The following is a 15,055-nucleotide window of genomic DNA, read 5'->3' as shown; positions in this document are numbered from 1 at the left end:
CGTCTTTTCTGAAGAGTGGCAATGAGCATCGTCCCAATCACCTCGCCGGATCTCGATGCTGCCGAAGTCTCGTGGTTCGCCGCACTCTGCTCGGACGACTATCGATATCTCGGCGTGCCGGACGGCGCACTGCGCTCGGGCTGGGCGCATTGCTCCGAGATCGTGAAGACGTCCGAGGCACTCGGTTTCCGCAACATCTTGTGTCCGTCGTCCTATCAGGTCGGCCAGGACACGCTGAGCTTCGTTGCCGGCTGCGCGCCGATCACGTCGAAGATCAATCTGCTTGCCGCTGTGCGCTGCGGCGAGATGCAGCCGATCATGCTGGCGCGCACGATTGCGACGCTGGACCACATGCTGGAAGGCCGGCTGACGGTGAACGTCATTTCGTCGGACTTTCCGGGCGAGACAGCCGACAGCGCCTACCGCTATCAGCGTTCCCGCGAGGTGGTGCAGATCCTGCGCCAGGCCTGGACCAGGGACAGCATCGATTTCGAGGGCGAGGTCTATCGCTACAAAGGGCTCTCGACGGCGCCGGCGAAGCCCTATCAGCAGAATGGCGGCCCGCTGCTCTATTTCGGCGGTTATTCGCCCGACGCGCTCGAGCTTTGCGCCGAACAGTGCGACGTCTACCTGATGTGGCCGGAAACCAAGGAGGAGCTTGCCGGCCGCATGAGAGCAGTCCACGAGCGCGCCGAGCGTCATGGGCGGACGCTCGACTACGGCCTGCGCGTCCACATGATCGTGCGCGATACCGAGGCAGAGGCAAAGGAATATGCCCGGGAGCTGGTTTCGAGGCTGGACGACGAGCAGGGCAGGGCGATCCGCGAGCGCGCGCTCGACGCCCGATCGCTCGGCGTATCGCACCAGGCCAGGAACCGCCAGATCGCCGATGCCGAAGGCTATGTCGAGCCGCATCTGTGGACGGGGGTCGGGCGGGCGCGCTCTGGCTGCGGCGCGGCGCTGGTGGGCTCGACCGATCAGGTTCTGTCGGAAATCGAGGCGTATATGAAGATGGGGATCCGCGCCTTCATCTTTTCCGGCTACCCCCATCTCGACGAGGCGCGTCATTTCGGCACCAAGGTCCTGCCCCAGCTCAAGACATGCTCGCTCCCGCACGCCTATGGCCGGGTGCCGGAACGGATCCCGGCGACACCACTGGGAACGGGGGAGCGCCGCTGATGGAGCATGTCGTGTGCGATCCAGGCCTTTTGCGCAATGCCTTCGGGCGTTTCGCCACCGGCGTCACGGTCGTCACCACCGGCACGGCCGACGGCCCGGTCGCAATCACCGCCAACAGCTTCTCATCCGTGTCGCTCGACCCGCCGCTGGTGCTCTGGTCGATCGGCCGCCACTCGCGCCGGTTCGAAGCCTTCGCTAATTCCGCGCACTACGCCATTCACGTGCTGGCGGAAGATCAAATCGATCTGTGCTGGCGTTTTTCGAAGTCGGGGACGGACTTTGCCGATCTTGATCTGTCATGGAGCGAGCACGGCGTGCCATTGCTGCCGCGCGCACTGGCGCGGTTCGAATGCAGCGTCGCCGAACGCTTTCCGGCTGGCGACCATATGATCCTGCTTGGACGTGTCCTTGAACTGGAGACGCAAGAGGGTTTGCCGCTGCTCTTTGCTGGCGGCAAGTCGCGCCCTCAAGAGGCCAGTTGATGACCGCCGGCGCCGCTCCGGGCTGGTGCCGTCGACTGGCGCACCACAAGATTGCAGGCAAGTTCGACGCGACGCGGCGGCGACCCCGAATGCGCCATGTCGTCGAGCAGCAGGCTAAGCGCCGCCGATCCGATCTCGCGCATGGGAATGTGCATCGCCGTCAGCGGCGGATTGCAGAAGGCAGCGAGCGGCAAGTCGTCCATACCGACCACGGACACATCGCCAGGCACCGAATATCCGGCCTCCTGGACGCCGGCGATGGCACCAAACGCCAGGCTGTCGCCGGCCGTCAGCACGGCGGTGAAATCGAGGCCGCGGGCCGCGATGCGCTCGGTCACGGCCCTGCTCGCAAGTTCCGGCAGCCAGTCCTGCACCTCGACCACGAAGTCGTCGAAGCCGACAATGCCGGCCGTGATCAGCGCGTCGCGCCAACCTTCGTAGCGCCGCTCGATCGTGCGCCGCCCACGCCGCATCAGGAACAGGATGCGGCGGTGGCCGAGGCCGATCAGATGCTGCGCGGCAAGCATGGCGGCAGAGCGATTGCAGGGCGTCACGCTCGAATGGCGCATCGAGGGATCGTCGCCGTTGACGAGCACGATCGGCTTGGCGAATCCGGCTGTCAGCGTCAGCACATCGTCATCGTCCAGTGTCAGAAACAGGCAGCCGGCGACGGTGTCGTCGCGCTCGGATTCACGCAGCAGCGCGATTTCGTCCTCGGGCGCCGAAACCGGCCGGGTCACCAGTTCGACGCCCAGCAACCGGGCGCGCTCGTTGAGCCCATCAAGGACATGGTAGGTGAACTGATTGCGGGCACTGTCCACCATTGCCACGCTGCTTGCGGCCAGGATGACCTTGCGGCCGGCAACCGAGGCGGGAATGGCATAGTTCATCGACTTCGCCGTTTCGATGATCCTGGTGCGAAGCTCGTCCCTCACGCCGCCGACACCGCTCAGCGCACGGGAGGCGGTGCTGACCGACACGCCGCAACGCGCCGCGATCTCCTCAAGTCGAATGCGGCGGCTGGGGCGCCCGCGCTTGCCCTGGATATTCATCCGCTCCGTCATCTCCGCCAAGTCACCCGATTAATGCAAAAAATTTTCAGATTGCGCAAGAAAAATGGCTGTGAAACAGTTCCGATGAAGCGGGAGAAACGGGAGGAGTGATGCCGCTGTCGGCCGAACGCCTGAATTCCGTGCTTGCCAGCCTCGTGGCCGGCATGACCGGCTTGCGTCATGACGGGCGGTTCCATGAGCCGAATCTCGACGGCACGCCGGGCGACTATGTCAGCTTCGACAGCTGGGAATGGCCGCAGGGCGTCGGGCTCTACGGGCTGGTTCGGCTGTGGGCGCAGACCGGCGACGATCGGCTGCTGCAGACGATCGAGGCCTGGTACGACCGACGCATCGCTGCCGGTCTCCCTGCGATGAACGTCAACACCACGGCGCCTCTGCTGGCGCTAAGCGAATTGTGGCGGCGCCGGCGCCAGCCGCGCTTCGAGCCGGTCCTGCGCGAATGGGCCGAGCAGGTAGTCACCGCCTTGCCACGGACGCCCGAAGGCGGTTTCCAGCATGATGTTTCGGACCGGGTCAACGACGACGAATTGTGGGACGACACGCTGTTCATGGTGGCGCTGTTCCTCGCATCCTACGGCCAGGCTGCCGGTCAGCGTCGCTTCGTCGAGGAAGCAGAAAGGCAATTCCTGGTCCACGCCCGTTATCTCGCCGACCCGGCATCAGGGCTGTGGTTTCACGGCTGGACGTTCGCGGGACGGCACAATTTCGCCCGTGCGCGTTGGGCGAGAGGCAATGCCTGGATTACCGTCGGTATCCTCGAACTGGTGGAGTTCGCCGAAATTGCACCCTCGGTCCGGGCCTATCTGCTCGGCGTGCTGGAGACGCAGATCAACGCCCTGCTCGAGGTGCAGGCAGGTTCGGGCGCATGGCACACTCTGCTCGACGACCCGACGTCTTACGAGGAGATTTCCGCCACGGCCGGCTTCGGCTACGGGTTGATGAAGGCCGCGCGGCTCGGAATCGGCTCGACAGAGTGCCGTGCCGCCGGCCTCCGCGCCTTGGAAGCCGTGGTGGCCAACATCGATGACAAAGGTGTGGTGGCGAACGTGTCTTATGGCACACGCATGGGCGCCGACCTGCAGTTCTATCGCGATATACCCATCCATCCGACGGGCTACGGACAGGCGCTGGCCATTTTGTGCTTGACCGAAGGGACCCGGCATCTGCAGTCGAAGGTGGAGGCGGCATGATGCGGACGCTCTATGGCGTGTCGCCGGGCGATATTGCCGGCATGGACACGGACCGGCTGAGGGCCGAGTTCCTGGTCGACGGCTTGTTCCGGCCCGGCGCGATCGAATTCGTCTACACCCATGTCGACCGCATGATCGTCGGTGGCGCGGTGCCGCTGGCCAACCCGCTGACATTCGGCAACGGGGCCGAAGTCGGCACGCCGCTCTTCTTTGACGCGCGCGAGATGGGCATCGCCAATCTCGGCGGCAATGGCGCCGTCGCGGTGGACGGCAGGCGCTTTCCCGTGGCTAACCGCGACATCGTCTATATCGGACGCGGAGCGCGCGAGGTGACGCTGGAGAGCGACGATCCGGAGAGGCCGGCACGCTTCTATATGAACTCGGTGCCGGCCGGCGCCGCTATTGCGCACCGTCTCATCGTCAACAGCGAAGCCAAGCCGCTTGTGCTCGGCGAGGAGGCTCGCGCGAACAGGCGCACGCTGCGCATGTACATCCATCCCGAAGTGGCCCCGTCCTGCCTCTTGCTGATGGGGATCACCGACCTCGCGCCGGGCAGTGTGTGGAATACCATGCCGCCGCATCTGCATGAGCGGCGCATGGAAGCTTATTGCTACTTCGACCTCGCCGAGGCCGACCGTGTGGTCCATCTGATGGGCCGGCCTGACAAGACGCGCCACCTGATGGTTGCGGACGGTGACGTTGTCCTGTCGCCCGCCTGGTCTATCCATATGGGTGCCGGCACCGGCCCCTATGCTTTCGTCTGGGGCATGACCGGCGAGAACCAGGCCTACACCGATGTCGATCCAGTACCCGTGAAGGATTTGCGATGAGCGAGGCCGCGCAAAGCGTTCGGACGGACTTTACGCTGCGCCGGCCGCTCGTGGCGGGGCAGCCAATCGTCTATTGGCGGCTCGGGTCTATCGCCGAGCAACGCTACGACGTGGCCGACCAGCCCATGCAAGGCGAGATGGATCCCTTCTTCTTCCTTACCAAGCACAAGAATTTCATTCCCCATGAATATCCGTGCCGCACGCAGTTCGCAGCGGAACGACGCGGCAAGCGACCACAGGTCAGCGCCGAATTCGGCGCTGAGCGCATCTGGTTGCCCTTCGCCTCGCCACGCATCGACCTGTCGGGCTTCTGGTTCCGGCCGACGGTGCTTGGGACCTGGGCCGAGACCACCATCGAGGCGGCCTCGAGTGGCGAGGTGATGGTACGGCTGCGTACATGCGGCGGCGCCATACTCTTCGCCAATGGCGAGGAAGCCGGCTGGATGGCGCCCTACGGCCGCAATCTGGAAAGTGCCGAGCACTTCAAGATCGTGCTGAGGGTCGGCCGCAACGACATTCGCATATGGTTCGACGATCTCGCCGAGCGCGACGCCCGCTACTATTTCCAGCTCGATTATCTATCCGGTCCGGCTGCTTCGGTCGCACTGCCGATCGAAGTCGAGAGCGGCGTTGCCGATGCGATGGAAGCAGCCCTCGACGACATGCATTTCGACCGTCCCGCCTATGACGGCGGCGAGGTGGCGCTCGTCACCGGCGTGGCCCTGCCGCGCGACGCGCAAGTCGAGATCGAGATCGAAGGCGATTTCATGTCGATCGAGACGCCGGTGCGCTTCGCCTTCGATCTGCCAACGGGCCAGACGCGGCTGCCGATCGCCGATACCGAGCAGCTGCCGGCCGACTTTCGCCATTTCAAGGTGTCGCTGAGGGTCGCAGACCATGCCGTATCGCGTGTCTTCGGCGTCGAGATATGCCACGCGCACCGTCAGGGCGATGCGCCGGAAACGCTTACCGCGCGTATAGATGAGGCTTTGCGCGAGGTCGCCGATCACGCCGAGGCCGATACGGTGCGCGCGCTGGCGCGCCTGGCGATCGGGCAGCAGGGCGCCGAGACCGACGCCATGATCTCCGGCACGCTGCCGGCGATCGAGGATTGTCACGATTGCGCCGACTTCATCCTGGTGCCGCTGCTGTGGTGCCGCAAGGCCTATGGCGATCGGCTGGAAGTGAGCCTGCGCGCGCGCATCGACAACGCCATCCTCGGCTATCGCTACTGGATGGACGAGCCCGGCAATGATGTGCAGTGGTACTTCTCCGAGAACCACGCGCTGCTCTTCCACACCGCCGCCTATATTGCTGGGAGCCTGTTGCCTGATGTGCGGTTCGTGCGGTCGGGCCGCCTTGGCCGCGAACAGTCCGCGGTGGGAGCCGCGCGGGTACGCGCCTGGCTCGATCATTTCGAGGCATGGGAGATGGCCGAGTTCAACTCGGCGCCCTATTTTCCGATCGACCTCAAGGGCCTGTGCGCGCTCTACGCGCTGGCCCCGGACAAGGACATCGCCGAACGTGCCGGCAACGCAGTCATACGCCTGCTTGAAATCGTCGCCCGCTCGGCGCATCGCGGCATCCTCACCGGGGCGCAGGGCCGCTCCTACGAGCACACGCTGCGCGCCGCGCGTTCCCTGGAATTGTCCGGCATCTGCCGCATGCTTTGGGGCAAGGGCAATTACGGCATGCGCTTTCACGCGCTGCCGCAGCTGGCATTGTGCCTGCGGGATCACGATTTGAGCGTTCCGGACGGGTTGGCAGCAATTGCTTCCCTCACCGACGATACGGCGTGGGAATGGACTTTCGCGCAGGGACAAGACCGCTTCGCGCGGCTCTACCACTACAAGACGCGCGGCCATGCGATGGGCAGCGCCGCTGGCTATCGCTGGAATCAATGGGGTTATCAGGAGACCGTCATTCACGCCCGGCTGGGCAAGAATCCGGATGCGCAGATCTGGATCAACCACCCCGGCGAAGTGCTGCAGTCGGGATATGGCAGACCATCATATTGGGGTGGCTCAGGCACGTTGCCCCGGCTTCACCAATACCGCGACCTCGCCATCGTCAGCTTCTCCTGCTCGGATGAACAGCCCGACTTCACGCACGCCTGGTTCCCCGCACGTGCCTTCGATGCCGTGCGAGTGGGTGGCGATCGGGCGTTCGCGCAATCCGGCGACGCCTTCGTCATGCTGAAGACGGATGTTCCGCTCACGCAGGTAGAGGCCGGCCCGACGGCCGGCAACGAGTTGCGGGCGGCGGGACGCAGGACGACATGGATCGTTCGCCTCGGTGACAGGGATGCCAATCTGCCGGCGCTCGACGCCTGGGCGGGCGCCTTTGCCGGCCTGTCGGTGCGGTCGGGTCCCGACGGCGAGTTGATCGTCGAGGATCCGGAGTACGGCACGGTGCATTTCCTCGCCGACGCAAGGATCGTGGCCGAGGGACGTACACTCGATCCGGCCAACTGGACCGTGCGCGGTGAGGCGATGCGCATGAAGCACAGAGAGTAGGGAGGAATCGGCTGCGACGCTCAAGAGGAGAGGGCGTAGCGGCTTGAACTATCGGGGCGCCGCCCCGCTAAAGGAGGAGACGAAAGCATGAATAAGTCCCGCACTTTGCTGGCCGCGCTATCGGTCAGTCTGCTCGCATCGACCAGCGCGTTTGCCGGCGACGTGCGCATCATGTGGTATTCGGACGGTGTCGAAGGCGATGTCATTCAGGACATTCTGAACCGCTTCATGAAGGACAATCCCGACATCCACGTCACGCTCGACAACGTCGCCTACAAGGTGATCCAGGAGCAGCTGCCCATCCAGCTCGAAGCCGGCCAGGGCCCGGACATCGCCCGCGTCACGAACATCAAGGAGCTTGCCCAGCACTGGCTCGATCTCAGGCCACTGGTGGCCGATCCGAAATATTGGGAGGACAATTTCGCTGACACGCTGGACTGGATGCGCCCCGACGGCTCCAACGCCATCCCGGGTTTCATGACCCAGCTCACGCTCACCGGCGGCTTCGCCAACAAGACGTTGTTCGAACAGGCCGGCGTGCCGCTGCCCGGCGACAAGGCGACCTGGGACGACTGGATCAACGCCGCCGCCGAGGTGGCGAAGAGCCAACAGCTTCCGGCTGCCTTCGCCATCGACCGTTCCGGCCACCGCATTTCGGGTCCGAATGTCTCCTTCGGAGCGAACTATATCGGCCCCAATGGCATGCCGGCCAAAGTGGACGACGGCACCAAGGCGTTCGTCGGCAAGCTCGTCGACTGGACCGCCAAGGGCCTGATGCTGAAGGATACCTGGGTGTCGGCGGCAGGCTCGACCTACCGCGCGGCCGCCGACGACTTCATCAACGCCCAGATCCCGTTCTACTATTCGGGCAGCTGGCAGGTCGCCAATCTGTCGACCAAGATCGGCGACAGTTTCGACTGGGTGGCAACCGGCTCGCCCTGCGGTACTACAGGCTGTTCGGGCGTGAAAGGCGGCGCGGCGCTGGTCGCCATCAAATACACGAAGAATCCCAAGGATGTCGCCAAGGTCATGGATTATCTGGCCCGTGAAGACGTGGTGGAAGAGTTCAGCGAGCGCACGCTGTTTCTGCCCGCGCACAAGGGCGTCGTAGACAAGGGCGGGCTGAAATGGGTCTCGGCCGACAAGAATGTCGGTCCGGCGCTCGACAAATTCGTCAAGGCGGCGGGTGAAACCCTGCCGGCGGCCGATGCGCTGCCGCCGTGGAAGTGGGCCAATGCTTACTTCGCCGCGCTGGTGACGCGCGTCAGCCAGGTGATGGCCGGCGAGCTCAGCCTCGACGATGCCTGGGGCAGGATCGACCAGGATATCGCCGACAAGGTTGCCGAGGCGAAGTGACCGCCGCCGCGACACTGAAGGCATGGATTGGCGCCGCCCTCGCGGCGCCGGTCGTGTGGCTGGCATCGATCGTCAACGTGCCGCTGAAGTTCTGGCAGCGCGCGACGGGCACCGGCGGCATGGCCGCGTTCTTCCTGGCCCCAAACATGGCGATCTTCGGCATTTTCGTCCTGGTGCCGATGATCATCAACTTCTTCTATTCGGCCACGTCAGGAACGGCCTACTTCCTGCAGGACCGAACCTATGTCGGGCTCGAGCAATACCAGCGCCTGCTCGATTGCGGCAACTACCTGGACACTGCCACTTGCCACGAGGATCTCTTCTGGAAGGCCGTGCACAATACCGGCCTGTTCGTCGTCGTGCAGGTGGCGCTGATGACGGTCGTGTCGATGGCGACAGCGCTGATCCTCAACCGTGAGATCGTCGGGCGCAGCTTCTGGCGCGCGGTGTTCTTCTTTCCGGTGCTGCTGTCGCCCGTCGTCACCGGTCTGATCTGGCGCTGGATCCTGCAACGCCAGGGCTTGCTGAACCTGATCGTCCATGATCTGGGCGGCGAGCCGCACAACTGGCTGACCGACCGCTTCTGGGCTTTCACCGCCGCCGTCAGCGTTTCGGTCTGGGCCCATATGGGCTTTTATACGCTTATCCTGCTTGCCGGATTGCAGGCGATCCCGCGCGACCTTTACGAAGCGGCCGAGATGGACGGCACGAAGCCGGCGCGGGTGTTCTGGCGCATCACGCTGCCGCTGCTGATGCCTAACCTGCTTGTCGTCATCGTGCTGACGCTGATCCGCGCCGTGCAGATCTTCGACGAAGTCTATGTGCTGACGGGTGGAGGGCCGGGAACCTCGACCCTCTATATCACGCAGTACATCTATGAGATCGGCTTCGCCTCCCTGCTGCGCAATCCGGGGCTGGCTTCGGCGGCTTCGATCTTGATGGGGTTGGTGCTGGTCGTGCTCACCTTAGTTCAGCTGCAGGTCGGACGCCGGGGTGAGCGGAAAGGAGCCCGCGAATGAGCAGCGTCATGACATTCCTGACCCGCCGGCGCGGCGGTCGCGGCTGGCACTGGACGGATATCGTGAGCTGGCTGTGGCTGCTCGGCGGCGTTGTCATCATGTTCGGTCCGGCCGTTTGGCTGGTGGGTTCGTCATTCAAGACACCGGCACAGCTCGCCGAGTTCCCGCCGACCATAATGCCTTATGTCAGCCAACAGGCGAGGGTCGAAGGCTACGATAAGCCGCTGGCCCTCTACAGGGTGAAGCTTCCGGATGGTTCGACCAAGGTGCTGGCCGAGGTGCGGCGCATCGGCATCATGGCGCAAATGGTGGACCCGCAGGCGCCGAACGATATCGTCAAGGTCAACATCGCCGACCGGCAGCCGGTGCGCGAAATCGGCTTCGCAACGGAGAACTACACCGAGCCCTTCGTCCATTTCGACTTCCTGCGCTATCTGCGCAATTCGGTCTTTGTGACGGCAATGGCGACGCTGATCACGCTGCTCACCAATTCGATGGCCGCCTTCGCCTTGTCGAAATACAAGTTCCGCGGCCGCGATCTGACGATGCTTGTGATCGTCGGTACGCTGATGGTGCCGCTGTCGGTCATCCTGGTGCCGCTCTATTCGGTGGTGGGCGCCGTCGGACTGCTCGATTCGCTGTGGGGCGTGATCTTGCCGACCGTGGCGACGCCGACCGGCGTCTTCCTGCTGCGCCAATATATGCTGACCATCCCGGACGAGCTGCTCGATGCGGCGCGCATGGACAACGCTTCCGAATGGCAGATCTACTGGCGCATCGTATTGCCGCTTGCAGCACCGGCGCTCGCCGTGCTGGCGATCTTCTCGGTCGTCTGGCGCTGGAACGACTTTCTGTGGCCGCTGGTGGTGCTGTCGCGCAAGGAACTCTACACACTCCAGGTCGGCCTCAACACCTATGCCGGCCAGCTAAACGTGCAGTGGCACTACATCCTGGCGATGACCGTGGTGACGATGATCCCCGTCGTCCTCGTCTTCGTCTTCCTGCAGCGTTACATCACTTCCGGCATTGCCGGCACCGGACTGAAGTGAGGATGTCATGGGACGGATAACGCTGACCAACATCGATCGCGCTTACGGCAAGATGAAGATCTTGCACGGCATCAACCTCGACGTCGGGGACGGCGAGATGCTAGTCCTCGTCGGCCCGTCGGGTTGCGGCAAGTCCACGCTGCTGCGGCTGATTGCCGGGCTCGATCGGCCGACCGACGGCAAGATTGAGATCGACGGGGTCGACGTCACCAACGTTTCGGCCGCGCAGCGCGGTCTGGCGATGGTGTTCCAGTCTTACGCGCTCTACCCGCACATGAGCGTGCGCCAGAACCTCGCCTTCGGGCTCGAAAACATCCGTATGCCGAAAGCCGAGATCGACGCGCGGATCACGGAAGCGACGCGCATGCTGGAAATTGCTTCCTATCTAGACCGCCGGCCCGGTCAATTGTCGGGCGGCCAGAAGCAGCGCGTGGCGATCGGCCGTGCGGTGGTGCGCAATCCGACCGCCTTTCTACTCGACGAACCGCTGTCCAACCTCGATGCCGAACTGCGCATCACCATGCGCGCTGAACTGGCGGGCCTGCACCGGCGGCTGGCAACCACGATGATCTACGTCACCCATGACCAGATCGAGGCGATGACGCTGGCGGACCGCATCGTGGTCATGCGCTCGGGGCGGATCGAACAGGTCGGCCGGCCGCTCGATCTCTACAACGCGCCGGCCAACCTGTTCGTCGCCGGCTTCATCGGCGCGCCGCGGATGAACCTGCTGCCGGTGAAGGTGCGTTCGGCAAGCGGCGCCGAGGTGCGTGTCGAAGGTCCGGGCGGGCTGTCGGCCTCGGTCGCCGCCGACGGGGTCGCGCTGAAACCGGGAGACGACGCGACGCTTGGCATCCGACCACACGACATCCAACTTTCGGATGGCAGCAAGGGATCGGTGGAAGCGCGGATAACGCTGGCCGAGGCGCTGGGACCGGAAACCGTTGTCCACGCCACCATTGCCGGCGACAGCAAACTTATCGCCGTTCTCAAGCAGCAGGGCGTTGAATCGCAAGGGCCGCCGATCCACCTCGCTCTGCCGCCGGAGCGCATGCATCTCTTCGATGCCGCCGGGCTGCGTGTCGCACCGCGTTAGCCGGAGGCAAGATAGCGGGTTGTTTCATGAACTGTCGCAACTGCTGCACAGCGAACGCGTGTTGCGCGCTTGTCAAAACACAAAATAGGTGAACGTTAAGACAACCAAACTCTTCAAGAGGGCGCTCTCTGCGATCATTGCTGCCACGGGATGTCCGGAATTTACTTCAAAGTGGATTTTCTCGTGGACGGTCTTCGGCAATACGGAGATCCGCGCCGCCACGTTCGCGCGCCTGAATCCGGCCGACTGACAATACGACCTGTGCTGAGGTTCAGTACGAACTACCGATCAGGGCAAATGGGATGTTCGTCCGCATGATAGCGGCGAGGCCGTGAAATCCGCGATCGTTCTTCAGTTCTGCCTTGTTGCAGAGCCGCAGCTCGACGGAGACGTTCTCGTGAGACTCTATTGCGCACCGTGGGTTTGCAGCCTTGCCGAACGGCTCGCTCTTCGGCAGGCGGAGATCTCCTTCGATAGTGAGCGCGTCGACTTGGGGTCGAGGCAATCATGAGCCAACCCCGCAAGATCGCGATCGCCCTCGTTGCCCTTATGGTGCTGCCAATGGCAGCTATTTGGAGCTGGCAGTGGTTTACAAGGGGCCGGTTCGAGGAAACGACCGATAACGCCTATCTCCGCGGAGACATTACCAGCATCGCTCCGAAGCTCGCCGGTTACGTCGTCGAAGTCGACATAGACGACAATGCCAATGTGTCAAAAGGTGCTGTCCTGTTTCGCATCGACGACAGCGACTACAAGGCCAAGGCGGAGCAGGCGAAAGCCAACGTCGCCGCCCGGCAGGCGGAAATCGCCAACATCAAGGCGACCCGTGAACTGCAGGACGCATTGATCGCGCAGGCCGAGGCGCAGAAGCAATCTGCCGCAGCCGACCTGCAATTCGCCCGCGCCAACTTAAGCCGCTACGTCACGCTGCAGAAGAACGGAACCGCAAGCGATCAGAAGCTGCAGGATGCGCAGGCCGGCCATGACAAGGCAAGGGCATCGCTGGACGGCGCAGAGGCCAATCTGTTGGCTCAGAAGTTGAAGCTCGGCGTCCTGGATGCACAATTGTCCGGCGCGCAGGCAGCCCTGTCGCAGGCACAGGCAGCGCTCGACCTGGCAATGCTAGACCTGGCCAACACCGTCGTGAGGGCCCCGGTCGACGGCATCGTCGGCAATCGCCAGATCCGGGTCGGCCGCTATGTCACCCCAGGGACGGCAGCCCTGGACATCGTTCCGGTTAACGATGTCTGGATCGTCGCAAACTTCAAGGAAACGCAGCTGAAGCAGGTTGAGATCGGCCAACGGGTCCGCGTCATGGTTGATGAATATCCAGATCTGCAAATCGACGGCCTTGTCGACAGCTTCGCTCCTGGCAGCGGCGCAGCCTTCAGCCTGCTGCCGCCGGACAATGCCACCGGCAACTTCATCCGCGTCGTCCAACGCGTGCCGGTCAAGATCAGGATGACGCGCAATCCGTTGCCCGGCCGCCTGGTTCCGGGACTCTCGGCTCGTGTTGTCATCACCGTCGGCACCAGGGATGCTCCGGCAGTAGCGCAGGAAATGCAGACAGGCGGGACCGCGAACGGGCGCTCAGCGCAATGATGCACCTCGCCGAAACGGCGGCTGTGCAGCGCCATCCCGGTACCCTGCGCGCTTCCTTGATAGCAACCGGCGTCGTGCTGGCCGCCTTCATGGACGCGGTCGCATCCACCGCACTGTCCATCGGCCGGATCGACATGCTTGGCGACACCTACGCAACGTCGGACGAGCTGGCGATGGTCGACGTGGTTTTCATCGCGGCGAAGCTGACGGCGTTCCTTGTCGCTCCGCTTCTTGTAACGGCAGCCAGGCCGACCGTCTGCCTGCGCGCGGGGGTTGTCGCCCTTCTGCTGGCATCCGCGGCCTTGACGTTGTCGGTGGACCTCACCTGGATTTGCATCTGCCGCATTGTCCAGGGGCTGGCTGGCGGCACAATTCTCGTCGCCGGCCAGACGCTGCTGTTCTTTCGCTTCCCTCATCGGCATCAGCCGGTCGTTCAGGCGGTTTTTGCCGTAGGCGCCGTCATGGCTCCGACAACCGTCACGCCGGCCCTGCAGGGCTGGCTTGTCGACCATCTGACTTGGGAGTGGATATTCCTGAGCATCATTCCGCTCGGCATCGTCTCCCTTGTCCTGTTGGCGGCGGACGGCGATCGGACCTTTTGGCGGAAAACCAGGTTTCCTGCCGTCGGGATATCGTTGCTCGGCATCAGCGCCGCGCTTTTGACCTACGTCCTGCTGCAAGGCAGCAGGTTCAACTGGTTCGACGACACCGACATCACCTTCCTTGCCGCAACCGGTGTGACGGCTGCCGGCCTCCTGGCCGTCTGGAAGACCCGCCTTCGTTCAGAAGGCTCACTGCTGGCCATCTCGCCCCTTGGCAATCCGGACTTTCGCTTTGGCCTTCTCGTCAGCATCGTCGCCGGCTCTGCCCTTTCGGGCAGCGCCTATCTCATTCCGGCTTTTGCCCTCAACGTGCTCGATTTTACCGCCACGGGCGCGGGAGTGCTTCTGCTGCCAAGCGGAGCCATGCTCGCGCTTGGACTTTTGTTGTCCGGCTTCCTCATCCAAAAGACCGGGATGCGCCCGATCACGCTTGCTCCGTTTGGCATTCTGCTCTTCGCAGGCGCCATGTGGCTGCTGTCCGCTTCGACGAGCGGTAGCGGATCACCGGACCTGACCCTTGCTCTGCTGCTGCGGGGATTCGGCCTCGGCCTTCTGTTCGTGGCACTGACGCTGATTACACTGCAGGGCCTTGCCCCTGATGCGCTGCCGTTCGGCATCGGGCTGTTCAACTTCGGCAAGCAGGCGGGCGGTCTGACCGGCACAGCCCTCTTGCAAACGTATATTGATCACCAGAATGTCCACAACCGGACGATACTGACGTCCCACCTCGTCAATGGCGATCCAGCCGTGGACCAGCGCTTGAGAGCCACTGCGAACGTTCTGGCGAATAGTATCGACAGCGCCGCGGCGACCAAGGCCGCGCTGCCGCTGCTGCAGCGCGCGCTTGAGAAGCAGGTCGCCACTATCTCGTTCGACGAAGCTTTCTTCGCGCTCGTCCTGCTGTTCGCGGTCGCTGCGCCCTGTCTCATTGTCGCCAAACAATTGCTCGCCCGCCAAGCCGCTCCGCAGAACTAAAACCGCGTCCAGGCCCTATACTTTGGAACAGATGTTTTGGTCGGGCGAGGCTTCCAGATCATCTCATGAGCCGTGTTAACCGGACG

12 protein-coding genes are annotated in these 15,055 nt (G+C 63.6%); 11 read left to right on the top strand and 1 reads right to left on the bottom strand.

Features of this window, described 5'->3' with window-relative positions:
- The first annotated feature begins 21 nt into the window (after nt 1–21).
- On the top strand, nt 22–1,179 hold the full coding sequence (locus NKH05_RS20930) for an LLM class flavin-dependent oxidoreductase (protein WP_023716968.1): 1,158 nt from the start codon (nt 22–24) through the stop codon (nt 1,177–1,179).
- On the top strand, nt 1,179–1,661 hold the full coding sequence (locus tag NKH05_RS20925; RefSeq protein ID WP_352494370.1) for a flavin reductase family protein: 483 nt from the start codon (nt 1,179–1,181) through the stop codon (nt 1,659–1,661). Before NKH05_RS20930 ends, NKH05_RS20925 begins: the two co-directional genes overlap by 1 nt.
- Here the strand turns inward: NKH05_RS20925 and NKH05_RS20920 are convergent.
- Entirely contained in the window at nt 1,646–2,713 is a 1,068-nt protein-coding gene (locus NKH05_RS20920; RefSeq protein WP_352494369.1) for a LacI family DNA-binding transcriptional regulator, read from the bottom strand. The genes NKH05_RS20925 and NKH05_RS20920 overlap by 16 nt on opposite strands.
- Nucleotides 2,714–2,823: 110 nt before the next feature.
- On the opposite strand from NKH05_RS20920, the gene bglB reads away from it, so the two are divergent.
- From bglB to NKH05_RS20875, 9 genes are all read left to right on the top strand, one after another.
- Nucleotides 2,824–3,924: a beta-galactosidase BglB gene (gene bglB, locus NKH05_RS20915; RefSeq protein WP_352494368.1), complete on the top strand. Its 1,101-nt coding sequence runs from the start codon at nt 2,824–2,826 to the stop codon at nt 3,922–3,924.
- A complete protein-coding gene (gene kduI, locus NKH05_RS20910) occupies nt 3,921–4,754 on the top strand; it encodes a 5-dehydro-4-deoxy-D-glucuronate isomerase (RefSeq protein ID WP_051409560.1) in 834 nt (277 codons plus the stop codon). Before bglB ends, kduI begins: the two co-directional genes overlap by 4 nt.
- On the top strand, nt 4,751–7,270 hold the full coding sequence (locus NKH05_RS20905) for a hypothetical protein (protein ID WP_352788339.1): 2,520 nt from the start codon (nt 4,751–4,753) through the stop codon (nt 7,268–7,270). Before kduI ends, NKH05_RS20905 begins: the two co-directional genes overlap by 4 nt.
- 87 nt (nt 7,271–7,357) lie before the next feature.
- Entirely contained in the window at nt 7,358–8,626 is a 1,269-nt protein-coding gene (locus tag NKH05_RS20900) for an ABC transporter substrate-binding protein (RefSeq protein ID WP_352494366.1), read from the top strand.
- Complete coding sequence (locus NKH05_RS20895) at nt 8,623–9,645, top strand: carbohydrate ABC transporter permease (protein ID WP_023716975.1); 1,023 nt, start codon at nt 8,623–8,625, stop codon at nt 9,643–9,645. Before NKH05_RS20900 ends, NKH05_RS20895 begins: the two co-directional genes overlap by 4 nt.
- On the top strand, nt 9,642–10,694 hold the full coding sequence (locus NKH05_RS20890; RefSeq protein WP_023716976.1) for a carbohydrate ABC transporter permease: 1,053 nt from the start codon (nt 9,642–9,644) through the stop codon (nt 10,692–10,694). Before NKH05_RS20895 ends, NKH05_RS20890 begins: the two co-directional genes overlap by 4 nt.
- 7 nt (nt 10,695–10,701) lie before the next feature.
- Nucleotides 10,702–11,790, top strand: coding sequence for an ABC transporter ATP-binding protein (locus NKH05_RS20885; RefSeq protein WP_352483677.1), 1,089 nt, complete (start codon nt 10,702–10,704; stop codon nt 11,788–11,790).
- A gap of 507 nt (nt 11,791–12,297) precedes the next feature.
- The gene (locus NKH05_RS20880; RefSeq protein WP_352483676.1) at nt 12,298–13,392 is read left to right on the top strand and encodes an HlyD family secretion protein; all 1,095 of its coding nucleotides are present in this window, start codon (nt 12,298–12,300) and stop codon (nt 13,390–13,392) included.
- On the top strand, nt 13,389–14,969 hold the full coding sequence (locus NKH05_RS20875; protein WP_352483675.1) for an MFS transporter: 1,581 nt from the start codon (nt 13,389–13,391) through the stop codon (nt 14,967–14,969). The genes NKH05_RS20880 and NKH05_RS20875 overlap by 4 nt, the downstream gene beginning before the upstream one ends.
- The last annotated feature ends 86 nt before the right edge of the window (nt 14,970–15,055 follow it).

The sequence above is a fragment of the Mesorhizobium sp. M1399 genome, from assembly GCF_040317735.1.
Lineage (GTDB): Bacteria > Pseudomonadota > Alphaproteobacteria > Rhizobiales > Rhizobiaceae > Mesorhizobium.
Note: the sequence above shows the minus strand (reverse complement) of the source record. Positions and strands in the feature narration are given on the sequence as shown.

Bases quoted from the DNA above. Each gene is read 5' to 3' on its own strand.
- bglB (WP_352494368.1), top strand. From the start codon at position 2,824: ATGCCGCTGTCGGCCGAACGCCTGAATTCCGTGCTTGCCAGCCTCGTG.
- NKH05_RS20925 (WP_352494370.1), top strand. From the start codon at position 1,179: ATGGAGCATGTCGTGTGCGATCCAGGCCTTTTGCGCAATGCCTTCGGG.
- NKH05_RS20890 (WP_023716976.1), top strand. From the start codon at position 9,642: ATGAGCAGCGTCATGACATTCCTGACCCGCCGGCGCGGCGGTCGCGGC.
- kduI (WP_051409560.1), top strand. From the start codon at position 3,921: ATGATGCGGACGCTCTATGGCGTGTCGCCGGGCGATATTGCCGGCATG.
- NKH05_RS20875 (WP_352483675.1), top strand. From the start codon at position 13,389: ATGATGCACCTCGCCGAAACGGCGGCTGTGCAGCGCCATCCCGGTACC.
- NKH05_RS20880 (WP_352483676.1), top strand. From the start codon at position 12,298: ATGAGCCAACCCCGCAAGATCGCGATCGCCCTCGTTGCCCTTATGGTG.
- NKH05_RS20920 (WP_352494369.1), bottom strand. From the start codon at position 2,713: ATGAATATCCAGGGCAAGCGCGGGCGCCCCAGCCGCCGCATTCGACTT.
- NKH05_RS20930 (WP_023716968.1), top strand. From the start codon at position 22: ATGAGCATCGTCCCAATCACCTCGCCGGATCTCGATGCTGCCGAAGTC.
- NKH05_RS20905 (WP_352788339.1), top strand. From the start codon at position 4,751: ATGAGCGAGGCCGCGCAAAGCGTTCGGACGGACTTTACGCTGCGCCGG.
- NKH05_RS20885 (WP_352483677.1), top strand. From the start codon at position 10,702: ATGGGACGGATAACGCTGACCAACATCGATCGCGCTTACGGCAAGATG.
- NKH05_RS20900 (WP_352494366.1), top strand. From the start codon at position 7,358: ATGAATAAGTCCCGCACTTTGCTGGCCGCGCTATCGGTCAGTCTGCTC.